This window comes from Pseudomonas sp. FSL R10-0056 (assembly GCF_009600105.1).
In the GTDB taxonomy this organism is placed as follows: Bacteria; Pseudomonadota; Gammaproteobacteria; order Pseudomonadales; family Pseudomonadaceae; genus Aquipseudomonas; species Aquipseudomonas bubulae.
Window position 1 is genome coordinate 45,443 of sequence record NZ_WIWL01000100.1, and the last position, 23,851, is coordinate 69,293.

The window sequence follows — 23,851 nt, forward strand, 5'->3', positions numbered from 1 at the left end:
CGCGACATATTTTTGATATCAGGACAATGGCACATGTTTTTTCGCCTACTCACCAGCGCCGTGACGCTGGTGGTGTGCAGTACAGCGTTGGCACAGGCCCCGTTGGTCAGCCCGGCTATTTCCTATACGCGGGATATCCAGCCGATCCTCACCGAAAAATGCGTTGCCTGTCACGCCTGCAATGATGCGGCCTGCCAGCTCAACCTCGGCAGTGCAGAGGGCGCGACCCGCGGTGCCAGCAAGGTACCGGTCTACAAGGGCGACCGGGTGGATGCCGTGGCACCAACGCGGATTTTCTACGATGCCAGCGGCCCCAATGAATGGCGCAACAAGGGCTTTTACTCGGTACTCGACGCCCAGGGCGCTCAAGCAGCCCTGATGGCCCGCATGCTGGAGCTGGGGCATAGCACGCCGTTGACCCCGAATGCCAAATTGCCCGAAGACATCGTCCTGGGCCTGAACCGCGAAAACGTCTGCCCGGCGCCCGGTGAGTTCAATGCCTATGCCCAGAGCCATCCCAGGGAGGGTATGCCGCTGGCCGTTACCGGCCTGACCGACCAGCAATACAGCACCGTGCAGACCTGGCTGGCGCAGGGCGCTAAAGTTGATCAGCAGGCCATCAAGCCCACAGCGGTCGAGGCTGCGCAAATTGCCGAGTGGGAAGAGCTGTTCAACCGTCCGGGTTCCACCGAAGCACTGGTGGCGCGCTGGTTGTACGAGCATCTGTTTCTTGCCCATACCTATTTTGACAACGGTGTGCCGGGGCATTATTTCCAATGGGTGCGCTCGCGCACGCCCAGCGGGCAACCTGTCGACCTGATCGCCACCCGTCGCCCCAACGATGACCCGGGCACGGCGTTTTACTATCGCTTGCAGCCGGTGCAGGGCGTGATCGTGCACAAGACCCATATCACCTACCCGATGGGGGCGCATAAGCTGGCGCGGGTCAAGCAGCTGTTCTACAGCGGCGACTGGCATGCCACCAAACTGCCGGGTTACGGGCCACGCGGGCGTGCCAATCCGTTTGAAACCTTTGAGGCTATCCCGGCAGTCGCGCGCTATCAATTTATGCTCGATAACGCTGAATACTTTGTGCGCACCTTTATCCGCGGGCCGGTATGCCGTGGTCAAATTGCCACCGATGTAATCCGCGACAACTTCTGGACCGTGTTTCAGGAGCCTGCCCGCGACCGTTATGTCACCGACGCGGTGTATCGCGGCCTGGCAACGCCCTTGCTGGCAATGCCCGGGCAGATCGACGACGTTGGCAGCGTTATTTCGCTGTGGCACAACTACCGCGACAAGCGTAACGACTATGAAAAGCTGCGGCAAAAGGCCTATGCCGATATGCCGCCTCCAAGCTGGTCGACCCTGTGGGCGGGCAACGACAACGCCTTGCTCACGGTATTCCGCCACTTTGACAGCGCCAGTGTGAGCAAGGGCCTGATCGGCGAGATTCCGCAAACCATGTGGCTGTTCGACTACCCGTTGCTGGAGCGCACCTACTACCAGTTGGCAGTCAACTTCGACGTATTCGGCAATGTCTCGCACCAGGCTCAGACCCGTCTGTACTTTGACTTGATCCGCAACGGTGCCGAAGTCAACTTCCTGCGCCTGATGCCCGCCGATTCCAGAGCGTCGATCCTCAGCGATTGGTATCAGAACAGCGGCAAGCTGAAGATGTGGATGGACTACCAGAAAATTGACACAGACACTCCGACCGGCATGAAGCTCGACCCGGCCGACCCCAAGCGTGACTTCGCCCTCAAGCTGATTGAGCGCACCGGCACCCTGAATGCGCGTCCCGACCCGATCAACCGCTGCTCGGGTGCATACTGCTCACGGCCCAATATTGCGCAGGAATTCAAATACGCCGAGCAAGCGCTCAGCCGTTTGACCTCGCGGCCTGCTGCCGGGCTGGACGTGATCAATCAATTGCCTGAAGCCACCATGCTGCGTATCGAAGGTGCAGACGGCAAGCGCGAGATGTATAGCATGTTGCGCAACCGTGCTCACACCAACGTGGCCTTTATGCTGGGCGAGGAGTACCGCCTTGAGCCGGGGCTGGACACCTTGACCATCTACCCGGGAGTGCTGAGCAGCTACCCCAATTTCATGTTCAACATCCCTGCGGATCAGGTCGAAGCCTTTGTCGAGGCCATGGAGCAATGCAAGGATCAGGCAACGTTCGACACCATCGTCGAGCGTTGGGGCATCCGCCGCAGCCACCCGCAGTTTTGGCATTACTTTCATGATATAGGCCAGTACATCAATGAAACCGACCCGGTGGAAGCGGGCGTACTGGACATGAACCGTTACGAAAACCTGTAAAGGGACGGTTGAAATTGAACGAATGGGACGCAGCTTTCCTGACAAAAACACTAGGACTTTGTCAGGCGCGCCGATTGGCGTAAACTGCGTCCCATGTCTGCGAGGAGATTCCATGAGCGCCATAACGATTACCGACGCTGCCCACGATTACCTGGCTGATCTGCTGTCCAAGCAGAACACCCCGGGTATCGGTATCCGCGTTTTTATCACCCAACCCGGTACTCAGTACGCTGAAACCTGCATTGCCTACTGCAAGCCGGCTGAAGTCAAACCTGAAGACACCGCCATTGGCCTGAAAAGCTTCACGGCCTGGATCGATTCTTTCAGTGAACCGTTCCTGGACGATGCCGTGGTGGACTACGCAACGGACCGTATGGGTGGTCAGCTGACCATCAAGGCGCCAAACGCCAAAGTGCCGATGGTCAACGCCGACAGCCCGATCAACGAGCGCATCAACTACTACCTGCAAACCGAGATCAATCCCGGTTTGGCCAGCCACGGTGGTCAGGTCAGCCTGATCGAAGTGGTTGAAGATGGTATCGCGGTGCTCAAGTTCGGTGGCGGTTGCCAGGGCTGCGGCCAGGCGGACGTGACCTTGCGTGAAGGCATCGAGCGCACCTTGCTGGAGCGTGTGCCGGAGCTCAAAGGCGTACGTGACGTGACCGACCACTCGCAGAAAGAAAACGCCTACTACTAACAGGGCGTTCGCTGCGAAGCTGAAGAAAAAACGGTGCCCCGTGAGCACCGTTTTTTTATGGTTGTTTAAAAGCCCTCAGGCCGCACTCAAGGTCGATACAAGTGTGCATGCCCCGCCCGGTACAGCGACGACTCGGCGAAACTGTCATTGGCCAGCACCCGGCCCACCAGAATCAGCGCGGTACGCCGGAAGCCCTTGGCCTGAACCTTGGCCGCAATATCCGCCAGCGTACCTTGCACCCAGTCCTGATCTGGCCAACTGGCACGGTGAATCACGGCAATAGGGCAGTCGCTACCGTAGTGCGGGATCAGCTCGGCAACGATTTTGTCCAGATTCTTGACCCCCAGATGAATCGCCATGGTTGCCTTGTGCTGTGCCAGGCTGGCCAGTTCTTCGCCGGCGGGCATCACGGTTTTCTCCGCATAGCGGGTCAGGATCACGGTCTGGGAAATATCAGGCAGGGTCAGTTCCGCTCCCAAAATGGCTGCGCAGGCCGCCGTGGCCGTCACTCCCGGAATGATTTCAAAAGCGATGCCCAGCTCGCGCAGGCAGCGTATCTGTTCACCAATCGCGCCATACAGGCTCGGGTCGCCGGAGTGTACGCGGGCCACATCCTGGCCTTTGGCGTCGGCCACCTTGATCAGCTCGATGATCTGTTCAAGGTGCAGCTCGGCGCTATTGATCACTTGCTCGGCCTGGTGGCCTGTCAGGACCGCTTGCGGCACCAGTGAACCTGCATAAATGATCAGCGGGCAGCTGCGAATCAGGCGCTGGCCCTTGACAGTAATCAGCTCTGGATCGCCGGGCCCGGCGCCGATGAAATAAACGGTCATGGCAGTCTCTTGAAAAGGTCGAGATAGAGCTGTTCGTGAACAACGCTCATAGTGAGGAGGGGGATTATCGCGGGTTTTACCGGGCGCAGGCTAACGCAAAGGTCGCCATGGAGGTTTTTTTACGTGTGATCAACAAAGCCGCCGGTGCCCCGGCCAGCTGTGTGGCCAGGGCCAGGGCAGCACTTTCGGCAATGCCAAAGCAACCGGTTTGTGCGAACGCGGTAGCCGAGCGATGGCTGAGCCGGGGTGAAAACTCGGCCATTTGCGCGGCACTGAACAGTTCCAGCTCGAGGTTTAGCTCTGTTGCCAGTTGCAGCAGCCCGGGCTCGTGGCGCTTGAGGTCAATACTGGCCAGGGCACGGATCGCACTCAGTGCAATGCCGGCCTGGCTCAGGCTGTCTTCGATCAACGCCAATAGCGCTTGTGCGCTGCAACCCCGGCGACAACCCAGGCCAATCACCAGGCTTGGCGCTGCGCCGGTCGCTGTCATGCCGAGTACTGACCTGCAGGATTGCGCCGGAACAGCCAGGCGCTGATCACGCCCAGGGCCAGCCAGAAGGCCAGGTTGGTCAGTTGCGCGGCAATTTTGAACTGCGACTCCAGTGCCTCAGGTGCCAGGCTTGAATGCACCAGCGGCTGCGGCGCGCCAAAGAGATGCGGCACCAGCACAATCGCCACACCCAGCACTTTGAGTGCCCAATGCTTGCCAAATACCAGCAAGGCAATGGCCACGGCCGTCGAGGCTGCAGTGCTGACCCACCAGAGCTGGCGTTGCAACAGATCCGCCGCGGCAGTGCCCGGCAGTTCAGGCGGCAAGCCCATGGTCGGTGCCAGGCAGAACACGGCATAGCCGGCCAGGCCCCAGAGCAGGCCCTGGGATGTGCGGGCGGGTGCGCGCAGGGTGTACAGGCCCGCCAGCATCAGGGCAAAACCGACGGCGACCACGAGGTTGCCACCGGTTGTCGACAGTACACGTTGCCAGCCATCTTCCGGCTCCCAGGCCTCGGCGTCATGCTCATGTGCAGGCATGGCCATGTCGGCATGTTCGTGCACTTCGCTAGCTGCGGGCTTTTCGTAGGTTTCGGCCTGCAGAATCAGCGGGGCAACCCAAAAGCTTTGCAGCAGGGTCAGCAGCAGGGCGGAAAGCAGGCCGGTAAAGCCTGCCGTTCGAGCGATACGCGTGATCATGGCAGGCAGTCTCAATGGCACGGAAAGGCGGAGCTGTGACGGGTGTCATGAGCTGCGTTGTGCACGGCATCGATATGCGAAAAACCGGCGAAGTAAACGAGCAAAGCGCCCAGTACGGCAGCGCCGACAGCGGCCACGATACGTTGGCTTTGGGTGGTGCTACTCGCAGCGGAGTGGGTACGGCTGGTGCTGATGGACATGGCGCTTGCCTCGGGTCGGACGACGGGCAGCAAAGCGCAAGAAAACCCCGCGAACGAAGCTCGCAGGGTTTAACAGCGCCCGCCCACCGCGGGTTTGTTATTCGAAATAATCAGGCCGGTCTCCGGGCTTGCGAGGGGCTCATGGGCTGAACCTGCAAACATCTCCTTCCCATGCCAGTGGCACAGTGGACGTGATGTTTCTCTCGCTTACCGTTGCGGGGGCAGCGCCGGACTTGTCAGGGCAAAAGCCTGACGCACCGGTTTCCCGTTTCACCCTGTGAAGGGCACCTGATACAAGATGTGTAGGAAACCACAGCCCTGTTGGGCCGTCAATTGCAGAGGTATGCCTGGCTTTTGATTTTCATGTGTGTGGCTTGCCTGCGATGCGGGTAACGCGGTCTTTCAGGGGCACCGCAGTGACGCGATCGCGAGCAAGCCCGCTCCCACAGACTTCTCATGCATTGATCAGCATGCTTTTGACTTTTGCGCGCAGTTGGTCAATGGAGAAAGGCTTGCCGATCACCGCCATGCCTTCTGCAATCTCCAGGGTCTCGGCGTAGCCGCTGGCAAACAGCACTGGCAATGTCTGGCGCAGTTCGCGGGCCTTGGCAGCCAGTGTGCGGCCGTCCATTCCCGGCAGGCCAACGTCGGTCATCAGCAGGTCAATGTTGCGGGCTGTGTCCTCAAGCAGTTCCAGAGCGCGCTCGCTGCCATCGGCTTCAAGCACGCTGAACTCCAGTTCTTGCAGTACATCAACGATCAGCATGCGAACAATGGCGTCGTCTTCGACCACAAGGATGGTGGAGGGTGTTGCGGACATAATCATGATCTCGATAAAAATTTAAGCGCAGTTGCCACAGCGAGTAAGCATAGCCTTCACCTGCCTCCCTATGTGTGTAAAAACGTATTTAAAGGTAAGAAATTAGAACTATTGCTCGATAATCCGGCAAACTCCAGTTTTTTATGACTGTCACGGGCCTGAAAATGAACGCACCTGCATCAATCGACGAGCGAAGCTTTCGCAAGCTCCTGAGTCGCAACGTCGGTTTGCCTTTGGCCGTCGGTGTGCTCAGTGCTGCATTGTTTGTGGTTATGGTCAGCTATTTGCTGTCGGTGATCAGGTGGGTCGAGCACAGTGATCGGGTCATCAGCAATGCCAATGACGCGGTGCGCCTGACGGTCGACCTCGAAACCGGCATGCGCGGTTTTCTCATCACCGGTGATGAGCATTTCCTCGACCCCTATGCCGTCGCCAAGCCGCAAATCAATGTGCAATTAAAAGGTTTGCAGGAGCTGGTCAGCGATAACCCCCAGCAGATTGACCGCCTCAAGCGTCTTGAAGCGTTGCAGGATGAGTGGAATGTCTACGCACAGTCGATGGTCGACCTGCGCCGCCAGGACGGTGACTACCGTTCGGCAGTGCAGGCCGGACGCGGCAAGCGCCTGAGTGATGAAATCCGTAAGGAATATGACGATTTTATTCAAATGGAGCAGCAACTGCGCATGGCGCGCAGTGAAGACGTCAGCCGTACCACGATTATCTGTATCGCCCTGTACCTGTGTTTTGTACTGGGCTTGAGCGGCTTTCTGGCCTATGTAGGGCGTCGAGATTTAATAGAGCTTTCAAATAGTTACAACAATGTCTTCGAGTCGCAGATCAAGACTGCGCAGCGCCTGGAGCAGCAGGCGTGGTTACGCAACGGTCAGACTGAACTGGCCGAACAGGTGCTGGGGCGTCTGACCCTGAATATGCTGGGGCGCAATATCCTGCAATTCTGCGCCCAGTATCTGGGGTCGGTGGTGGCGGCGGTTTACGTGCGTGAAGATCATGGCGGCCTGAAGCGTGTGGCCAGCTACGGTTTTTCCCGTGAGCAAGAGGTACAGGACCAGCTGATTCACAACGACGAAGGCATCGTCGGGCAGGCCGCGCAGCAGGACAAGCTGATTCGTCTGGACAATGTGCCTGCCGACTACAGCCTCAAAGTAACCTCCGGGCTGGGCCAGGGCAGCCCGCACAGTGTGCTGGTGGTACCGACCAGTGATGATGACCGGGTCAACGGGGTGATTGAGCTGGGGTTTCTGCGCCCGCTGAGCGCGCGCGATATCGAGCTGTTCGAACTGATTGCCGACAATATCGGCACTTCGATCGAAGCTGCCCGCTATCGTCAGCGCCTGCAGGAAGTGCTGGCCGAAACCCAGCAGCTCAACGAGGAGCTGCAAGTCCAGCAGGAAGAATTGAAAACCGCCAACGAAGAACTCGAAGAGCAGTCGCGCATCCTCAAAGAGTCGCAAACCAGCCTCGAAACCCAGCAGGCCGAACTTGAGCAGACCAACGAAGAGCTGGCTGGCCAGCGTGACGCGATGGATCGCAAGAACACCGAGCTGAACCGGGTCCAGATCCAGCTTGAAGACCGCGCGGATGAGTTGCAGCGCTCCAGCAAGTACAAGTCGGAGTTCCTCGCCAACATGTCCCATGAGCTGCGCACGCCGTTGAACAGCTCGCTGATTCTGGCCAAGCTGCTGTCCGAGAACCCGCAGCAAAACCTTAGCGCAGAGCAGGTGAAGTTTGCCGAGTCGATTTACTCGGCGGGCAATGACCTGCTCAACCTGATCAACGACATTCTGGATATTTCCAAGGTCGAAGCCGGCAAGCTTGAAGTGCGCCCCGAGAACACCAGCGTCGGGCGTGTGGTTGAAGGCTTGCGCGGGATGTTTCAGCCGCTGGCAGGTGAAAAATTCCTGGGCTTTGACGTGCAAGTTCAACCCGGCACGCCGCCGATGATCTACACCGACAGTCAGCGTCTGGAGCAAATCCTGAAAAACCTGCTGTCCAATGCGGTCAAATTCACCGAGAAAGGCCAGGTCAGCCTGGTCGTGTCCCGTGAGCCGGGAGAAGGAGTGGCCTTTGCTGTGACCGATTCGGGCATAGGCATCGCCGCGGATCAGCAGGAAAGCATTTTCGAAGCCTTCCGCCAGGCTGATGGCACCAGCAACCGCCGCTACGGCGGAACTGGCCTGGGCCTGTCGATTTCCCGCGACCTGGCGACCTTGCTCGGTGGTTCGATCACGGTCAGCAGCGAGCCGGGGCAGGGCAGCACCTTTACCCTGGTGCTGCCGGAGCAATATGTGGAGTCGGCCGAGGAGTTGGCGCAACTGTCCGCCACTGCCGCGCCACGGCCAGCACCCGCGGCCCTCAGGTCTCAGCCGTTACCCGTCGTTGTGCCACCGGTAGAGATTGCGCGCTTTATGGATGATCGCGAGCAGGCGCCGTTTGCCACGCGTTGCATCCTGGTGATTGAAGATGAGCCCAACTTTGCGCATATCCTCTTCGATCTTGCACATGAACTTGGCTATCGTTGCCTGGTCGCCCACGGTGCCGACGAAGGTTTCAGCCTGGCCGCACAGTTTATTCCCGATGCCATCCTGCTGGACATGCGCCTGCCGGACCACTCGGGGCTCACCGTGTTGCAGCGCCTCAAGGCCCTTGCGCCGACCCGGCATATACCGGTGCATGTGATTTCCGTCGAGGATCGGGTCGAGGCCGCGATGCATATGGGCGCAGTGGGCTACGCGGTCAAGCCGACCACCCGTGAAGAGCTGAAAAACGTCTTCGCCCGCCTGGAAGCCAAGCTGACCCAGAAGGTCAAGCGCGTGCTGCTGGTAGAGGACGACGACCTGCAGCGTGACAGCATTGCCCGCCTGATCGGCGACGATGACATTGAAATCACCGCCGTAGGTTTTGCCCAGGAGGCACTGAACCTGCTGCGCGACACGATCTACGACTGCATGATCATCGACCTCAAACTGCCGGACATGCTCGGCAACGACTTGCTCAAGCGCATGTCCACCGAGGAAATCTGCTCGTTCCCGCCGGTTATTGTTTATACGGGGCGTAACCTGACCCGCGATGAAGAGGCTGAACTGCGCAAGTATTCGCGCTCGATCATCATCAAGGGCGCCCGCTCACCGGAGCGCTTGCTCGATGAAGTGACATTATTTCTGCACAAAGTTGAATCTCAGTTGTCCCATGAGCGGCAAACAATGCTCAAGACCGCCCGCAGCCGCGACAAGGTGTTCGAAGGGCGCAAGATTCTGTTGGTGGATGACGATGTCCGCAATATCTTTGCCCTGACCAGCGCACTGGAACAAAAAGGCGCCATTGTGGTGATCGGCCGTAATGGCCGCGAAGCCATCGAACGCCTGGATGAAGTTGAAGACATCGACCTGGTGTTGATGGACGTGATGATGCCGGAAATGGATGGCTACGAGGCCACCGTCGAAATTCGCAAGAACCCGCGCTGGCGCAAGCTGCCAATCATTGCGGTGACGGCCAAGGCGATGAAGGACGATCAGGAGCGTTGCCTGCAGGCAGGCGCCAATGATTACCTGGCCAAACCTATCGATCTGGATCGACTGTTTTCGTTGATCCGGGTCTGGCTACCGAAAATGGAACGACTCTAAGTGCAACGAAACACCGATATCGAGTTACGGTTGCTGATTGAAGCGATCTATCTCAAATACAGTTACGACTTTCGCGATTACTCCGGCGCTTCGATCAAGCGCCGGGTCAATCATGCATTGCGTCAGTTCGATTGCCAGACCATTTCGGCCTTGCAGGAGCGCATCCTGCATGACCCTACGGCCTTTATGCAGTTATTGCAGTTCCTGACCATTCCAGTGAGCGAGATGTTTCGCGATCCGGAACACTTCCTGGCCATTCGCCAGGAGGTGGTGCCCATCCTCAAGACCTACCCGTCGCTGAAAATCTGGATTGCGGGGTGCAGCACCGGTGAGGAGGTTTACTCCATGGCCATCCTGTTGCGCGAAGAAGGCTTGCTGGAGCGCACTATCATTTACGCCACTGATATCAACCCGCGGTCTCTGGAAAAAGCCAAGCAGGGGATTTTTTCCCTGGAGAATATTCGCGCCTATACCCACAACTACCAGAAGGCCGGTGGTCAGCGCTCGTTTGCCGATTACTACACCGCCGCCTACGACTACGCGATTTTTGACAAGACGCTGCGTGAGAACGTGACCTTTGCCGACCACAGTCTGGCAACGGACAGCGTGTTTTCAGAAACCAATTTAATTTCATGCCGTAACGTATTGATTTACTTCAATAAAGATTTACAAAACAGAGCCTTTGGCCTGTTTCATGAATCGCTCTGCCACCGTGGCTTTCTGATGCTGGGCAGCAAGGAAACCCTGGATTTTTCGAACTACAGCAAACAGTTCACCCCGGTGCTCAAGCAAGAACGGATCTACCGCAAGCTATGACAGCCCGGCACAGCCTGATGGCTGCACACAGACCAGTAGAAGCCGTGGTGATCGGTGCCTCGGCGGGCGGGGTCGAAGCCTTGCTGGCCCTGCTGGGCGATTTGCGACCTGGCTATTGTCTGCCGATCATCGTGGTGTTGCACTTGCCCGACGAGCGCCGCAGCCAGCTGGCAGAAGTGTTTGCCAAGCGCGTGGCCCTGCCGGTGCGGGAGGTTCAGGACAAGCAGCCGATCGAGCCGGGTACCTTGTATTTTGCCGCGCCCGGCTACCATGTCTCGGTGGAGCAGGATCAGAGTTTTTCCCTGAGCCAGGAGGAGAGGGTGCATTTTTCGCGACCTGCGATTGATTACCTTTTTGAGTCTGCGGCCGACGTGTATCAACAACGCCTGGCCGCGATATTGCTCACAGGTGCCAATCGCGATGGTGCGCTGGGGCTGAGCCAGATCAAGCAGGCGGGCGGCCTGACCATTATCCAGGACCCGGACGAAGCCCATGTATCGACCATGCCCCGCGCAGCCCTGGAGCTTTTTCAACCGGACTGCATCCTTCCCTTGCGCGGCATTGGCCGTCTGCTTGTCGAGCTGGAACATATCCAATGCTGCTAAATGATATTCAAGCCAAACTGCTGATCGTCGATGATCTGCCGGAAAACCTGCTGGCCCTTGAAGCGCTGATCAAGCGTGAGGATCGCCTCGTCTACAAGGCCCTGTCTGCCGACGAGGCGTTGTCGCTGCTGTTGCAGAACGAGTTCGCAATGGCCATTCTGGATGTGCAAATGCCCGGGATGAACGGTTTTGAACTGGCCGAGATGATGCGTGGTACGGCCAAGACCAAAAACATCCCCATCGTGTTTGTCAGTGCCGCCGGCCGTGAGATGAACTATGCCTTCAAGGGCTACGAAAGCGGTGCGGTGGACTTTTTGCACAAGCCGCTGGATATCCATGCGGTCAAAAGCAAGGTCAGCGTGTTCGTTGAGCTGTATCGTCAGAGCAAGGCCATGAAGCAGCAGGTCGAAGCACTGGAGCAGAGCCGCCGCGAGCAGGAGACCCTGCTGGCGCAGCTCCAGTTGACCCAGGTGGAGCTGGAGCATGCTGTGCGAATGCGTGATGACTTTATGTCGATCGTCTCCCATGAGGTGCGAACGCCGCTCAACGGGCTGATTCTCGAGACCCAGCTGCGCAAGATGCACCTGGCCCGCGACAACGCCGCGGCATTTACCCTGGACAAAATGCAGGCCATGGTCGAGCGTGACGAACGCCAGATCCAGAGCCTGATTCGCTTGATTGAAGACATGCTCGATGTGTCGCGTATTCGCACCGGCAAGCTGTCTATCCGCCCTGCGCCGGTTGATTTGGCCCAGGTCGTTGCACAGTTGCTGGAGAGCTTCTCCGCACAGATCAGCGCAGCGCAATCAAGTGTCAACTTCACGGCGGTGCAGCCGGTGGTGGGGCAGTGGGATGAGTTCCGGATCGAGCAGGTAATCAGCAACCTGCTGACTAATGCCCTACGTTATGGTGCGAAAAAGCCCATTGAGGTATCTGTTTACATTGACGACGATCAAGCCGTGGTCGATGTGCGCGATCAGGGCATCGGCATCAGCGAAGCAAACCAGCAGCGGGTTTTTCAGCAATTCGAACGGGTTTCAGCCAGCCATGTCACTGCAGGTCTAGGCCTGGGGCTGTTTATCTCGGAGCAGATTGTGGCTGCGCACAGCGGCACCATCAGCGTGCAGAGTACGTTGGGTGAGGGGGCATTATTCAGGGTTTGCCTGCCGTTGGTACAAAAGACATAAATTGGGCGCAACCTATGACCGCGCCTGGGGTCATACTGGCAGCGATGGCATGAATTAAGGTTTCCTATGAGTGAAGATGCGCAAGATGTTGTTTTGATTGTCGAAGACGATCCTTCAATCCTGATGGTCCTGAGCGCCTATCTGTCGGGCGAGGGCTACAGGGTCTTGCAGGCCGAAAACGGCGAACAGGCGTTCGAGATCCTGGCGAGCAAGCCGCATCTGGACCTTATGGTTACCGACTTCCGTTTGCCGGGGGGGATTTCCGGGGTACAGATCGCCGAGCCTGCGCTCAAGCTGCGCCCGGACCTGAAAGTCATTTTTATCAGCGGTTACCCGGCCGAGATCCGCGACACGGGCAGCCCCATTACCCTGACGGCGCCGATCCTGGCCAAGCCGTTCGACCTCGACACCTTGCAGGCGCAGATCCAGAAGCTGCTGGCCTGAGCATCTGATTCATGCCGAAACCTGTGGGAGCGGGCTTGCTCGCGATGGCATCACCCGCGCCCCTCAGACAGGCCGGCTTGCCTGCATTGCGAGCAAGCCCGCCACTGCAGGTTCAGTGCTTCACAAGCCCTGCTGCAACGCCGGGTCATCCGGGTTTTGCTGCTCCAGTTGCGCGAGCAGCACCTGCACATTCTGCAATTGCCCGGCCTCCTTCCAGTAGCGAATCAACAATACGCGTGCCTTGCGATTGGCAGGCTGGCGTTGCAGCAGCTCTTCGAGCTGACGTTGCGCGGCTTCCAGTTGGTCGAGGTCGTGCAGGGCTGTGGCCAGTTTGTAACGGTAATCACTGTTGTCGGGCTCCAGCTCAACGGCCCTGGCCAGGCCAAGCAGGGCGTACTCGGTCTGGCCGTGATTGAGCAGCCAGATGCCCAGGGCATGCTGCAGATAGGCTGAGTCAGGATGGGCTTGAAGTTGTCTGGCCAGCAATTGCCGGGCCTGGTCGGCTTTACCGCGCTTGTCCAGCAGTTCGATTTGCGCGACGACGGCCTTGAGGTTGTCGGGGTCCAGGCGGGTGACTTGTTCCAGTGCAGCCTGGGCGTCGTCCAGCTGGCCTTCATGCAGGTACAGCCGGGCAAGTTGGCCTTGAGCCTGCGGATCATCGGGGCGGGTCTTGAGGTCGCGTTCGAACTCGTCGACCACTTGCTGCAAGGGGCCGAAGTACAGCCCCTGTTCATCTGGCGACAGACCAAGCAGGGCATTGGCAGCCGCAAAACGCACACTCTGTTCACTGTCATCGAGCAATGGTCCCAGCAATAGCGTGCGCTGGGCGTTGGGCACCAGCCCGACTATGCTCTGGATCGCGGCTTTGCGTACCAGGGGTGAAGGGTTATGCAAATCGGCGTCGGCCAGCTTGAGCGCTTGCGGGCTCGGGTAGTTGGGCAGTTCGGCATGCAGGCCCGCGCGGCGGGTATCGGTCAAGTCGGTGCGAGCCAGTTGCTGGTAAAGCACGCGGGCGGCACCGGGTTTGCCGTTATGGGCCATATCCAGTGCGATGGAGTAGCGCTGGTTTACCGAAGGAGTAGGGGCGGCAGGATCAGGGCGCATCGAATACCAGAGGCCGCCGGCAACAAGTGCTGACACAAGGCTGATTACGAGGTAACGGCGGGGCTGGGTCATCCAATATCCAGAAACAGGCATGCATATGGGGTGCAAGAGTGGGTGACTCGGGAGCTTGAGTCAAATCGCCATGGCCACCCTCACCCTGAGGGCGAGGGTGCGGCTTTCACACATGCGGCGTGGCATGGCCCTTGACCTGCGGGCTGGCGTACTGCGGCTTGAGCAGGCCCTGGTTGTCCAGCAACCAGGCATCCATCACCTTGCGCACCACCGGGCCGGCCACCCGGCCACCGGCTTCGCCGTTCTCGATCATCACCGAAATCACGATTTGCGGATCTTCCGCCGGGGCAAAGCCAACAAACAGGGCGTTGTCCCGATTGCGCTCGGCGGTCTTGAGGCGGTTGTAACGCTCGCCCTGCTTGATTGCCACCACCTGCGCCGTACCGCTTTTGCCGGCAATCCGGTATTGCACGCCCTGGGCTGCTGCCCGGGCAATACCGCGCGGGTCGTGCATCACCAACTGCATGGCGTGATTGACCTGATCCCAGTCCCGCGGATCACGCAGCACCAGATTGGGGATCGGGTGTTCATCCACCGGCGGCGTACCGTCCACGGTCCTGGCCAGGTGCGGACGGTTCCATACGCCCTTGTTGGCAATCAGCGCGGTGGCCTGGGCCAGTTGCAGCGGGGTAACCTGCATATAACCCTGGCCGATGCCCAGGATCACTGTTTCGCCAGGGAACCATGCTTGACGGCGGGTGCTGCGCTTCCACTCGCGGGACGGCATCAGGCCAGATGACTCTTCAAACATGTCCAGCGAGACTTTTTGCCCCAGCCCGAATTCGGCCATGTAATCGTGCATGCGGTCAATGCCCAGCTTGGATGCCAGGTCGTAAAAGTAGGTGTCGTTGGAGCGCATGATCGCCGCGTTCAAATCCACCCAGCCGTCACCACTGTGGTTCCAGTTGCGGTATTTGTGGTCGACATTGGGCAACTGGAAATAGCCGGGGTCAAACACCCGGGTCGAGGCGGAAATTACGCCGCTGTCCAGCCCTGCAATCGCCACTTCGGGCTTGATGGTCGATCCCGGTGCATACAGCCCGCGCAGGGCCCGGTTGAACAGCGGTTTGTCGATGGAATCGCGCAAGCCCGAGTAGTCCCTGGAGCTGATACCGGTCACGAACAGGTTGGGGTCGAAACTCGGTTTGCTGACCATCGCCAGCACCTCGCCGGTTTTCGGGTCCAGGGCAATGATCGAGCCACGGCGGTCGCCCAGGGCATCCTCGGCGGCTTCCTGCAATTTGATATCCAGGCTCAGCACGATGTTCTTGCCCGCCACCGCATCGGTGTGGCGCAGCACGCGCATGACCCGGCCCTGTGCATTGGTTTCGACTTCTTCAAAACCGACCTGGCCGTGCAGTTCGTTCTCATAGAAGCGTTCGATGCCGGTTTTGCCGATCGATTGGGTGCCACGGTATTGAGTGGCATTCAGCTGCTTGGCTTCTTTCTCGTTGATGCGCCCGACATAACCGACTGAGTGGGCAAAGTGATCGCCCTGCGGATAGTGGCGTACAAATTGCGCCTCGACATCGATACCCGGCAGGCGGAACTGGTTGACGGCCAGCAGGGCGATCTGATCTTCCGTCAGCTCGTACAGCAGGGTTGAAGGGTCAAACGGGTGGCGCGCCTGTTTCATCGCCTTGGCAAATACGGCGCGATCTTCTTCGGGCAAGTGCAGGATGCTGATCACTGAATCCAGCACCTTGGCGGTATCGCCAGCCCGCTCGCGGGTGATGGTCATATTGAAGCTGGGCTGGTTATCGGCCAGCAGCACGCCGTTGCGGTCATAGATAAAACCGCGCTCCGGGGGGATGGGCAACACGTGCACCCGGTTGTTCTCGGAGACCGTGGAGTTGTAGTCGAACTCGGTGACTTGCAGAAAATACATGCGACCGATCAGGGCGCAGCTGATAGCCAGCACCAGCGCCGCACAGGCGATCAGTCTTTTATTGACCAGCCGTTTTTCGGAATCGTGATCTTTAAGAGGGATCGGCTCAGGCATATCCGGGGTGTCTCGCGTCAGAAAACAGATAGCAGCAGCCAGCAGGTCGTTAGCTGGCTACGAAATTCGGCGCACACCTTACCAAGAAGCCTGTGCTTGAGTCAGTTTATTGGCCGAAATGTGGATGAAAGCCGACGGGCAGTGGGCCTGCTGAGTGGCTTTGGACTCCGACCAAGAAAGCGTGTAGTCCTCTCCTCCCTTCGAGCGAAAAGGACTACAGCCAAGCCACGCTTAAGCTGGCGGGGATACACGTGCCCGCAGACTGTTAATACATTTATTGAAATGTATCAGCCACTGTAAACGGGATATCCAGTTGGGCACCCCAGGCAGGTAACTTCCAATCCCTTGCAGCGAGTTGAATACGGCCTCTTAGGTTGCCTTTAAGCCCAGGATTGTCTTGAGGGTGGTATTCGATGTTCCAATAGCTGTAACCCGGTTGAGCACAGCCAGTCGCGGAGTTTAAAGAGCGTTTTGCACAGCCCCCGTTGCTGCGTGTGCCCCGGAAAGTGAGGTAACTGATTTTATTTGATTGATCCCAGGCAGGCACGATCAGTTTCGTGTAGTTGGAGTCTGCCCATGTCAAGTCCACAGGGCCTTCATTGATGTTGTATGCGACGTATGCAATATTTTTTGCACTACCATCCTGCATCTGGCCATGTGTTGAACTTGCACTGTTTGCCGCGATAGCCCAGTTATTGCGGGTGTCAGCTCCTACAGGTTGTAAAGGTTGTGCCAGTTCCATGTTTGCGATGGTCTTGCTGGCTTCGGCTGAGTAAGCCACCCCCCATTTGTCGAAAAAGCTTCTTAGGTCACGGCCGGAAAAACGACTGGCATTGACAACGAACCAATCTTTTTTCTTGGCGTTGGTATTGAAAGCAGTCGCGTTGTCTGCATAGTTGAACTCTTTACGAAAAGCTTTTCCAAGTTGGGGGTAAAGGTTCTCATAGGAGGCCGCCAATTGGTTGAACATGACCGAGCGATTAAAGTCTCCTCCTTCAATTGCGCCGTCAAAGTTATAAGCCTTGCCTGATTTTAAATAGTTGCCCACGGATTCCCGATCCCAGGTTTTGTCCGAGTAGGCAGCGCCCGGATGACAGTCCTTCAATTGATACGACCCTTGAAGGCGACGGCAAGCGGCGACTGAGTAAAGGTTGACCGTAACTTCCGAGAGCCCCCCCCACGTCCATCCGACCTGATTCATGTGGCCGTATTCATGCCAGTAACCCCATGAGGTGGGAACGGCAGCTCCGCCAAAGTTGATCTTGATGAGTCCCTGGCCACCTGATGCACTGCAACATGCAGCATAAGAAGCATTGATCAAGCCTGGCGTGGGCAAGTCGAGCGGGGCCGCTATCGACTGACTGTCAAATCCATTGAGCCGGTCGTTTACCAGTGTCATGAGCAGGTGCTCGCGCATTAACCGCATAATGTCAATGTTCTTGTTGCGGTTAGCGACTTTAGCTGGCATGTAGAAGCGGGTCCGCCCGTCGAATAACAGCACCTCTCCTGATGGATTGGGCTGTTGGCTGAGGGTTGTTTTCCATTCTTCTTTTGTTGTTATGCCAAAAATAAACATCGGTACATGTTGTGCATTGCCCTTGTTGACGTGTAGGGGAATCATTTTTCCGGCGTTCTGCATGTCGCGTGTCGGGTCTTGGCACGAAAGCAGCAGAGTCCCATTTCTGGAGGCTGTGTAAGTGACCGTGTACTCGGTCGGGGCAGCAGGGAGCCTGAGCTCATCATGTAAACTTGAAGGCACATTGAAGTCTGGGATGGTCCAGGCACTGCAAGATATATTGCTGTCGGATGGGGCTCTTGTGATTTCTACAGACTGTGAGGTGCTCAAAAATACAGGGGTAGTAAAAAAACCATGCCTGCCATGCATGCTTGTCCTGTTTCGTCCATTAGTATGACCTTCGGTTACAGGTACTTTGTAATTTCCTGAGGTGTCGCCAGTATATTGCTCTAGTGTTTTGCGGATCCAGTAGAGGGGTGTCAGAGGATCATTGCTGTCTGTGAGGGCCTTGTCGGGATCGCTGTTCAATAATTGTGGTGAAAGGTTGAATTCTGCCAGGGCTTCGACGAATCCGGGCTTTGACTCGTGACTTCTCCACCACAGTGTTTGCTCCTGCGCTAGAGCAGGGGTGAATGCACTCAAGGAACATAGGCTGCCAAGTAACATTGCGCTAATACAGTTGATGTTCATATCTTTCGGTCTTTTCATAGTTGTTTGTAGGGAAAGATACCGGCGTAGTCTGCCAGCTCCCTCAGATTGCATGAGCTTGGTCTTGGGAAATAGAGTTTTTTTCTTGTGATTTAGTAGGCATTTTAATGTTGTAGTCGTAAGTTGTAGGTAAAGTTAGCCAGGCTTGATATGTAAGCGGCCTGTATCAAAAAGCATGTTGAATACGGGGCAATGAAGTAAAATCCCTGTTTTTAGAGGAAATCGACCCTTAATGCTGTCTCTGATCGACTGGTACCCTCATGCACCTTTGCAGCCTTTAAACGTAGAGTGGCTGCAGCAGGCCGGGATCGAAGCAGCCGTATTGCGGCTGGACCTTATCGACCCGCTGATCAGCGGCAACAAGTGGTTCAAGCTCACTGACCATTTACGCAGGGCACGGGCAGCAGGGGCTGACGGGCTGATCAGCCTGGGCGGCGCCCATTCCAATCATTTGCATGCCCTGGCAGCTGCCGGCAAGCGTTTTGGCTTTGCCACCGTGGGGCTGTTGCGCGGTCACCCTCAACAAACCCCCACCACGCTCGACCTTGAGCGCTTTGGCATGCAACTGCACTGGCTGGGATTTGCCGGGTATCGGGCGCGGCATGAGCCGGACTTTTGGCAACCGTGGCAGGCCCTGTACCCGAACCTGCATCAGGTGCCCGAGGGTGGCGGCGGGCTGGCGGGGGCCCTGGGTTGCATGCCGTTGGTAAGCAGGGTGCGCGAGCAATTGGCGACTATAGGTTGGCAAGATTACGACGCTTGGTGGCTGGCCGCGGGGACCGGCACCACCCTGGCCGGGCTGGTGCTGGGCGAGGAGGGTAGGCGTCGGGTATATGGCGCGCTGGCGGTTCCCGAGGACCACGGCGTGGCCCCGCAGGTTGAGGCCATTTTGCAGGCTGGCGGGCTGCAGGAGCGAAATTTTGAGCTGGTCGATGCCAGTCGTGGCGGTTTTGCCAAGGTGGACGACGCCTTGCTGGCGTTTATGCGGGCCAATGAAGTGGCCAGTGGCATGCCACTGGAGCCGCTTTACACGGCCAAGGCTTTGATGGCACTGGCCCAGGCGGTTGAAAAGGGGGTTATTACACGGGGAATGCGTGTGGTGTTTGTTCACACCGGCGGCCTGCAAGGCCGCCGGGGGTTTGACCTGGGGCTTTAAGAACGCCCGGGCAACATGCGCAGCAAAGTGTTGTCCTTGATCAAGTAGTGATGCCCCAGACCGGCCACGGCATGCAGGCCGATCAGCCAGTAACCGATGGTACCGCCCAGTTCATGCCAGCTCTTGATCTGCTTGGCGAAGTCCGGGTCCTTGGCGGTCAGGGGCAGGATATCGAAACCATAAAAGTACACCGGCTTGTCGTTGTAGCTCAGCACCAGGTAACCCAGCACCGGCATGGCGATCATGAACAGGTACAACGCCCAGTGCATCAAAGTGGCCAGAGCGGTCTGCCAGGCGGGTGGTGTCGGGGTGATTTTCGGCGCAACGCCCAGGGTTCGGGCCAACAGCCTTAGCCAGACCAGTGCAAACACCGTCAACCCGAGCATGAAGTGCGCATCCTTCATCAGGTTGCGCCCGTCGCTGTCCTTGGGGAAGATCCCGCGAAACTCGATCGAGGCGTAGATCAATATAAACAGCAGCACCATCAGCCAGTGCAGGGCGATGGACATCCGGCTGTAGTGATGGGCGGTGCTTTTCCAGGTCATGGTGGTTCCTCACGGTTCAGGTCTAAAGTCCCCGTTCTTGTTGACGGAGTTCCTTTACTCTAAGTGGCTTGAGCAATCTTGCACTTGAGATGTGTCAGTTTTCAGGGCTTCCCGGCACATTAGGCCAAAGATCGGAAACCAGAAACAGGCGTTCAGCCTCTTCCCAGTCGCCCTCATCGTTTTCAGTCAGGCGAACCAGCAGCTGCGCCGGTGCTTGCGGGTGCAGTTCTGCCAGCCAGATATCCAGCTGTTGTGCCGCCCATATCCCCTCAGGACCATAGCGCGCCGGAGCCAGCCAGGCATGCCGGGGCAGGGGTTGCCAGCAACCGGTGGCGCTCTGGCGGATAAACGCCGGCCAGTCGCGCTGATGCAACCAGCGCCCGCGCAGGTGTTGCGGGTTGGCACCGGTTGGTGGTCGGGCCTGCCCTGGCCACGGATACAGCAGGTAGCCGCCAAGCCACAAATGGGCGCTGAACGCCTGCACATCCAGCCCGGCCAGCACTTCACGGCTTTCCGGGCGGCTGGACATGGGTAGCTGGTGCTGGCAGAAATGCTTGAGCTTGCGGTCCAGGCGGTCATTGCTGCCGGGGCCTAGCCATTGCGCAGGGTCTGCGCCATCACCGTCCTGGGGGCCGAGGTAGAGTTTGATCGCCAGTTCCAGATGATGCACGCCGTCGCGGTCTCGCAGCACTAAATCGAGCTCACCCAGGGTATGCCCGCCCAGGCGGATCGGCAGGTTCGCGGCAATCAGCTCGACGCCCGGGGCATGCTGCACTGCAAACTGCCACAAGCGCTCGTAATAGCGCCCCAGGCGTCGGGTGGTGGCCAGTTCGAGCCAGTGCAGGAGTGGTTGGCAGTTGCGGTCCAGCTCGCGCAGCCAGTGCTCCAGCTGCTCCGGCGCCTGGACCCAGTCGCTGCCTGCCAATGGATGGCGTTGGGGCCAGGGGGTATGGGTCAGCATCGGTGGTGCGAGGATCACCCACGCCAGATCGCGCACCTCGGGGTGGCGCAATTGATGGGGCAGGTTGAGCAAGTCGGGGAAGAGGGTCATTGTGCGAGCATAGCCGTTCACGGGGCTGAAAGGGTTTTGTCTATCGTCGTCTTTCGCCCATAATCGTTATTTTCGCACGCATAGAATCCCGCAGGAGCCCCATGGAGCAATTTCGTAATATCGGCATCATAGGTCGTCTGGGCAGCTCGCAAGTGCTCGATACGGTTCGCCGACTGAAAAAATTCCTGCTCGAGCGGCATATGCACGTGATCCTTGAAGACACGATCGCCGAGGTGTTGCCCGGTCACGGCCTGCAAACTTCGTCACGCAAAATGCTTGGCGAAGTCTGCGACATGGTGATTGTGGTCGGCGGCGATGGCAGTTTGCTGGGCGCCGCCCGCGCGCTGGCCCGGCACAATGTACCGGTGCTGGGTATCAACCGTGGCAGTCTGGGCTTTCTGACCGATATCCGTCCCGATGAACTGGAAGTCAAAGTTGCTGAGGTGCTTGACGGCCACTACCTGGTTGAAAACCGTTTTCTGCTGCAGGCCGAAGTGCGCCGTCACGGCGAAGCCATCGGCCAGGGCGATGCCCTCAATGATGTGGTGCTGCACCCGGGCAAGTCCACGCGTATGATCGAGTTCGAACTGCATATCGATGGCCAGTTCGTCTGCAGCCAGAAGGCCGACGGCCTGATCGTGGCCACGCCCACGGGCTCAACGGCCTATGCCATGTCAGCGGGCGGCCCGATCATGCACCCCAAGCTCGACGCGATCGTGATTGTGCCCATGTACCCGCATACCCTGAGCAGCCGCCCGATCGTGGTCGATGGCAACAGTGAGTTGAAAATAGTGGTGGCCAAGGACATGCAGATCTACCCGCAGGTTTCGTGTGATGGTCAGAACCACTTCACCTGTGCGCCGGGCGACACCATCAACGTCAGCAAAAAAGCGCAAAAACTGCGCCTGATTCATCCTTTGGACCACAACTACTACGAAGTGTGTCGGACCAAGCTTGGCTGGGGTAGCCGACTGGGCGGCAGGGCTGACTGATGCTCGATCCAGCGCGCAGTTACGATCTGATCGGTGACGTGCATGGCTGTGCTCATACCCTTGAGCACCTGCTGGAGCGTCTGGGCTATCGAAAACTCGCCGGTATCTGGCGACACCCGCAACGGATGGCGGTGTTTCTGGGTGACATTATTGATCGCGGCCCGCGCATTCGCGAGTCGCTGCATATTGTCTACGACATGGTACGCAGCGGTCAGGCCCTGTGCCTGATGGGTAACCATGAATTCAACGCGCTGGGCTGGTGCACACCCGCGCCAGCCGGAAGTGGCAAGCAGTTTGTGCGCGAGCACACGCCGCGCCATGCCCGGCTGATCCACGAAACCCTCGAACAGTTCGACAAGTATCCCGCTGAATGGCGCGAGTTTGTGCAGTGGTTTTACGACATGCCGCTGTTTGTCGATGCCGGGCGCTTCCGGGTGGTACATGCCTGCTGGGACAGCGAAGTGATCGCCACCCTGCGTGCGCAATACCCCGACGGCTGCATTGACGAGGCCTTCTTGCAGGCCGCGGCGGTGTCGGACAGCTTTGCCAGCCTGAGCTTCAACCGCCTGTTGCGTGGCACTGACATGCGCCTGCCGGGGGGCATGACCCTGACCGGTGGCGACGGCCTGACGCGGGCATTCTTTCGCACCAAGTTCTGGGAAGACGACCCCAAGACCTACGGCGATATCGTTTTCCAGCCGGACGCGCTGCCTGAACGGGTGGCACAGCAGCCGCTGTCCTCCACTGAAAAAAGTGCCCTGTTACGTTACGGCATTGATGAACCGCTGTTGTTTGTCGGGCACTACTGGCGCAGCGGCCGGCCCGCGCCGATCCGTCCGAACCTGGCGTGCCTGGATTACAGCGCGGTGTTGTACGGCAAACTGGTGGCTTATCGCCTTGACCAGGAAACCCGGCTCGATCCGGACAAATTTGTATGGGTGAATGTAGATCGCCCTGAGGCCATTCAATGAGTGTTGTAGCGGTATTGCGTTTGCCGTTGTCTGTGGACCTGAGCGGTTTTGTTGCTTTGCTGCGGCGCATGCAGGTGCCCCATCGGGTCAGTGAAGAGGCAGGCGAGCAGGTGCTGTGGGCACCTGAGTCCATTGCCGACGACGTGCGCAGCCTGTACCAGCGTTTTCCGCTGGGTGACCCCGATCACGCCTTACCCGTTGTCGAACGGCCGCAGGCCATGGCCCGCCCGGGTTTTGCGCAGCAGCTGCGCGATAGCCCGGCCACAGCCATCGTGTTGCTGCTGTGCGTAATCGTGGCTGCGGTGACGCAACTGGGTGACAATTTGTCGGCCCTGAGGTTTTTCACGTTTCTGGACTTCAGCATTTATGGCCAGTACATCGACTTTGTCCCCTTGTCTGACAGCCTGGCGTCCGGGCAGTGGTGGCGACTGTTTACGCCGATGTTGATTCACTTCGGTTTCCTGCATATCGCCATGAACGGCATGTGGTACTGGGAGCTGGGGCGGCGCATTGAAATGCGCCAGGGCAGCGTCAACCTGATCGGCCTGAGCCTGTTGTTCAGCCTGGTGTCCAACTTCGCCCAGTACCTGGTGGGCGGCCCGAGCCTGTTTGGCGGGTTGTCGGGGGTGTTGTACGGGCTGTTGGGGCATGTCTGGATCTATCAGTTGATGGCGCCAAACCCCCTGTATAACCTGCCGCGCGGTGTGCTGGTGATGATGCTGGTGTGGCTGGCATTGTGCATGTCGGGGCTGGTGTCGATGATCGGCTTTGGCCAGATCGCCAATGCCGCCCATGTGGGCGGACTGGTCATCGGTTGCCTGACCGGCTTGCTGGGCGGGCTTTGGGCGCGGCGCAGGCAGGCTGTATAAAGTTTCGAATTGTCGCGTGGGAGCGGGCTTGCTCGCGATGGGTTCAACCCGTTGATTCAGATGCACCGAGTTGCCTGAATCGCGAGCAAGCCCGCGCCCACAG

General features: G+C 58.4%; 21 protein-coding genes and 1 riboswitch. Of the genes, 11 read left to right on the top strand and 10 right to left on the bottom strand.

Annotated elements, in window-relative coordinates:
- The first annotated feature begins 33 nt into the window (after positions 1-33).
- Positions 34-2,331 carry a fatty acid cis/trans isomerase gene (locus GHO42_RS04865; protein ID WP_153326173.1) on the top strand — a complete coding sequence of 766 codons (2,298 nt, stop codon included), beginning with the start codon at positions 34-36 and terminating at the stop codon, positions 2,329-2,331.
- A gap of 112 nt (positions 2,332-2,443) precedes the next feature.
- Positions 2,444-3,028, top strand: coding sequence for a Fe-S biogenesis protein NfuA (gene nfuA / locus GHO42_RS04870; RefSeq protein ID WP_016781101.1), 585 nt, complete (start codon positions 2,444-2,446; stop codon positions 3,026-3,028).
- Positions 3,029-3,114: 86 nt separating this feature from the next.
- On the opposite strand, the gene cobM is transcribed toward nfuA, so the two are convergent.
- From cobM to GHO42_RS04895, 5 genes are all read right to left on the bottom strand, one after another.
- Positions 3,115-3,861 (bottom strand): precorrin-4 C(11)-methyltransferase, encoded by a 747-nt coding sequence (gene cobM, locus GHO42_RS04875; RefSeq protein ID WP_095000399.1) that lies wholly within the window; start codon positions 3,859-3,861, stop codon positions 3,115-3,117.
- Between the two features lie 76 nt (positions 3,862-3,937).
- On the bottom strand, positions 3,938-4,351 hold the full coding sequence (locus GHO42_RS04880; RefSeq protein WP_095039093.1) for a cobalamin biosynthesis protein: 414 nt from the start codon (positions 4,349-4,351) through the stop codon (positions 3,938-3,940).
- On the bottom strand, positions 4,348-5,049 hold the full coding sequence (locus GHO42_RS04885; RefSeq protein ID WP_153326175.1) for a CbtA family protein: 702 nt from the start codon (positions 5,047-5,049) through the stop codon (positions 4,348-4,350). The genes GHO42_RS04880 and GHO42_RS04885 overlap by 4 nt, the downstream gene beginning before the upstream one ends.
- An 11-nt stretch (positions 5,050-5,060) precedes the next feature.
- Positions 5,061-5,249 carry a CbtB domain-containing protein gene (locus tag GHO42_RS04890; protein WP_095023582.1) on the bottom strand — a complete coding sequence of 63 codons (189 nt, stop codon included), beginning with the start codon at positions 5,247-5,249 and terminating at the stop codon, positions 5,061-5,063.
- Positions 5,250-5,344: 95 nt separating this feature from the next.
- A riboswitch (cobalamin riboswitch) is annotated at positions 5,345-5,556 on the bottom strand.
- A gap of 147 nt (positions 5,557-5,703) precedes the next feature.
- Positions 5,704-6,069 carry a response regulator gene (locus tag GHO42_RS04895; protein WP_095024740.1) on the bottom strand — a complete coding sequence of 122 codons (366 nt, stop codon included), beginning with the start codon at positions 6,067-6,069 and terminating at the stop codon, positions 5,704-5,706.
- 164 nt (positions 6,070-6,233) lie between these two features.
- Between GHO42_RS04895 and GHO42_RS04900 the strand changes: the two genes are divergently transcribed.
- From GHO42_RS04900 to GHO42_RS04920, 5 genes are all read left to right on the top strand, one after another.
- Positions 6,234-9,710, top strand: coding sequence for a response regulator (locus tag GHO42_RS04900; protein ID WP_153326177.1), 3,477 nt, complete (start codon positions 6,234-6,236; stop codon positions 9,708-9,710).
- Positions 9,711-10,526, top strand: coding sequence for a protein-glutamate O-methyltransferase CheR (locus tag GHO42_RS04905; RefSeq protein ID WP_178102591.1), 816 nt, complete (start codon positions 9,711-9,713; stop codon positions 10,524-10,526).
- A gap of 17 nt (positions 10,527-10,543) precedes the next feature.
- The gene (locus GHO42_RS04910; protein WP_153326179.1) at positions 10,544-11,131 is read left to right on the top strand and encodes a chemotaxis protein CheB; all 588 of its coding nucleotides are present in this window, start codon (positions 10,544-10,546) and stop codon (positions 11,129-11,131) included.
- Positions 11,125-12,318 (top strand): hybrid sensor histidine kinase/response regulator, encoded by a 1,194-nt coding sequence (locus tag GHO42_RS04915; RefSeq protein ID WP_153326256.1) that lies wholly within the window; start codon positions 11,125-11,127, stop codon positions 12,316-12,318. The genes GHO42_RS04910 and GHO42_RS04915 overlap by 7 nt, the downstream gene beginning before the upstream one ends.
- A 66-nt stretch (positions 12,319-12,384) precedes the next feature.
- Complete coding sequence (locus tag GHO42_RS04920) at positions 12,385-12,762, top strand: response regulator (protein WP_095000393.1); 378 nt, start codon at positions 12,385-12,387, stop codon at positions 12,760-12,762.
- A gap of 120 nt (positions 12,763-12,882) precedes the next feature.
- On the opposite strand, the gene GHO42_RS04925 is transcribed toward GHO42_RS04920, so the two are convergent.
- From GHO42_RS04925 to GHO42_RS04935, 3 genes are all read right to left on the bottom strand, one after another.
- Positions 12,883-13,938 (bottom strand): tetratricopeptide repeat protein, encoded by a 1,056-nt coding sequence (locus GHO42_RS04925; RefSeq protein ID WP_095023583.1) that lies wholly within the window; start codon positions 13,936-13,938, stop codon positions 12,883-12,885.
- Between the two features lie 106 nt (positions 13,939-14,044).
- Entirely contained in the window at positions 14,045-15,940 is a 1,896-nt protein-coding gene (gene mrdA / locus GHO42_RS04930; protein WP_095000391.1) for a penicillin-binding protein 2, read from the bottom strand.
- 274 nt (positions 15,941-16,214) lie between these two features.
- Entirely contained in the window at positions 16,215-18,146 is a 1,932-nt protein-coding gene (locus tag GHO42_RS04935) for a M60 family metallopeptidase (protein WP_178114896.1), read from the bottom strand.
- 250 nt (positions 18,147-18,396) lie between these two features.
- Between GHO42_RS04935 and GHO42_RS04940 the strand changes: the two genes are divergently transcribed.
- Positions 18,397-19,320, top strand: coding sequence for a 1-aminocyclopropane-1-carboxylate deaminase/D-cysteine desulfhydrase (locus GHO42_RS04940; RefSeq protein WP_095000389.1), 924 nt, complete (start codon positions 18,397-18,399; stop codon positions 19,318-19,320).
- Here GHO42_RS04940 and GHO42_RS04945 read toward each other — a convergent pair.
- Both GHO42_RS04945 and GHO42_RS04950 read right to left on the bottom strand, forming a co-directional pair.
- Positions 19,317-19,865 (bottom strand): cytochrome b, encoded by a 549-nt coding sequence (locus GHO42_RS04945; RefSeq protein WP_095000388.1) that lies wholly within the window; start codon positions 19,863-19,865, stop codon positions 19,317-19,319. The two genes, GHO42_RS04940 and GHO42_RS04945, sit on opposite strands and share 4 nt — an antisense overlap.
- A 94-nt stretch (positions 19,866-19,959) precedes the next feature.
- Positions 19,960-20,916 carry a DUF1853 family protein gene (locus GHO42_RS04950; RefSeq protein ID WP_153326183.1) on the bottom strand — a complete coding sequence of 319 codons (957 nt, stop codon included), beginning with the start codon at positions 20,914-20,916 and terminating at the stop codon, positions 19,960-19,962.
- Between the two features lie 101 nt (positions 20,917-21,017).
- On the opposite strand from GHO42_RS04950, the gene GHO42_RS04955 reads away from it, so the two are divergent.
- Genes GHO42_RS04955 through GHO42_RS04965 form a run of 3 tightly spaced genes read left to right on the top strand, consistent with a single transcriptional unit; the run spans position 21,018 to position 23,748 of the window.
- Positions 21,018-21,908, top strand: a complete 891-nt coding sequence (locus GHO42_RS04955; protein ID WP_095000386.1) for an NAD(+) kinase — start codon at positions 21,018-21,020, stop codon at positions 21,906-21,908.
- On the top strand, positions 21,908-22,879 hold the full coding sequence (locus GHO42_RS04960; protein ID WP_095000385.1) for a metallophosphoesterase: 972 nt from the start codon (positions 21,908-21,910) through the stop codon (positions 22,877-22,879). The genes GHO42_RS04955 and GHO42_RS04960 overlap by 1 nt, the downstream gene beginning before the upstream one ends.
- Positions 22,876-23,748: a rhomboid family intramembrane serine protease gene (locus GHO42_RS04965; protein ID WP_095018023.1), complete on the top strand. Its 873-nt coding sequence runs from the start codon at positions 22,876-22,878 to the stop codon at positions 23,746-23,748. Before GHO42_RS04960 ends, GHO42_RS04965 begins: the two co-directional genes overlap by 4 nt.
- The last annotated feature ends 103 nt before the right edge of the window (positions 23,749-23,851 follow it).

What these genes read in the sequence shown, in the direction of transcription:
- GHO42_RS04885 (WP_153326175.1), bottom strand. Translation starts at nt 5,049, where the DNA reads ATGATCACGCGTATCGCTCGAACGGCAGGCTTTACCGGCCTGCTTTCC.
- GHO42_RS04900 (WP_153326177.1), top strand. Translation starts at nt 6,234, where the DNA reads ATGAACGCACCTGCATCAATCGACGAGCGAAGCTTTCGCAAGCTCCTG.
- GHO42_RS04890 (WP_095023582.1), bottom strand. Translation starts at nt 5,249, where the DNA reads ATGTCCATCAGCACCAGCCGTACCCACTCCGCTGCGAGTAGCACCACC.
- GHO42_RS04935 (WP_178114896.1), bottom strand. Translation starts at nt 18,146, where the DNA reads ATGAACATCAACTGTATTAGCGCAATGTTACTTGGCAGCCTATGTTCC.
- mrdA (WP_095000391.1), bottom strand. Translation starts at nt 15,940, where the DNA reads ATGCCTGAGCCGATCCCTCTTAAAGATCACGATTCCGAAAAACGGCTG.
- GHO42_RS04910 (WP_153326179.1), top strand. Translation starts at nt 10,544, where the DNA reads ATGGCTGCACACAGACCAGTAGAAGCCGTGGTGATCGGTGCCTCGGCG.
- GHO42_RS04895 (WP_095024740.1), bottom strand. Translation starts at nt 6,069, where the DNA reads ATGTCCGCAACACCCTCCACCATCCTTGTGGTCGAAGACGACGCCATT.
- cobM (WP_095000399.1), bottom strand. Translation starts at nt 3,861, where the DNA reads ATGACCGTTTATTTCATCGGCGCCGGGCCCGGCGATCCAGAGCTGATT.
- GHO42_RS04965 (WP_095018023.1), top strand. Translation starts at nt 22,876, where the DNA reads ATGAGTGTTGTAGCGGTATTGCGTTTGCCGTTGTCTGTGGACCTGAGC.
- GHO42_RS04940 (WP_095000389.1), top strand. Translation starts at nt 18,397, where the DNA reads ATGCTGTCTCTGATCGACTGGTACCCTCATGCACCTTTGCAGCCTTTA.
- nfuA (WP_016781101.1), top strand. Translation starts at nt 2,444, where the DNA reads ATGAGCGCCATAACGATTACCGACGCTGCCCACGATTACCTGGCTGAT.
- GHO42_RS04945 (WP_095000388.1), bottom strand. Translation starts at nt 19,865, where the DNA reads ATGACCTGGAAAAGCACCGCCCATCACTACAGCCGGATGTCCATCGCC.
- GHO42_RS04960 (WP_095000385.1), top strand. Translation starts at nt 21,908, where the DNA reads ATGCTCGATCCAGCGCGCAGTTACGATCTGATCGGTGACGTGCATGGC.
- GHO42_RS04920 (WP_095000393.1), top strand. Translation starts at nt 12,385, where the DNA reads ATGAGTGAAGATGCGCAAGATGTTGTTTTGATTGTCGAAGACGATCCT.
- GHO42_RS04865 (WP_153326173.1), top strand. Translation starts at nt 34, where the DNA reads ATGTTTTTTCGCCTACTCACCAGCGCCGTGACGCTGGTGGTGTGCAGT.
- GHO42_RS04950 (WP_153326183.1), bottom strand. Translation starts at nt 20,916, where the DNA reads ATGACCCTCTTCCCCGACTTGCTCAACCTGCCCCATCAATTGCGCCAC.
- GHO42_RS04955 (WP_095000386.1), top strand. Translation starts at nt 21,018, where the DNA reads ATGGAGCAATTTCGTAATATCGGCATCATAGGTCGTCTGGGCAGCTCG.
- GHO42_RS04925 (WP_095023583.1), bottom strand. Translation starts at nt 13,938, where the DNA reads ATGACCCAGCCCCGCCGTTACCTCGTAATCAGCCTTGTGTCAGCACTT.
- GHO42_RS04880 (WP_095039093.1), bottom strand. Translation starts at nt 4,351, where the DNA reads ATGACAGCGACCGGCGCAGCGCCAAGCCTGGTGATTGGCCTGGGTTGT.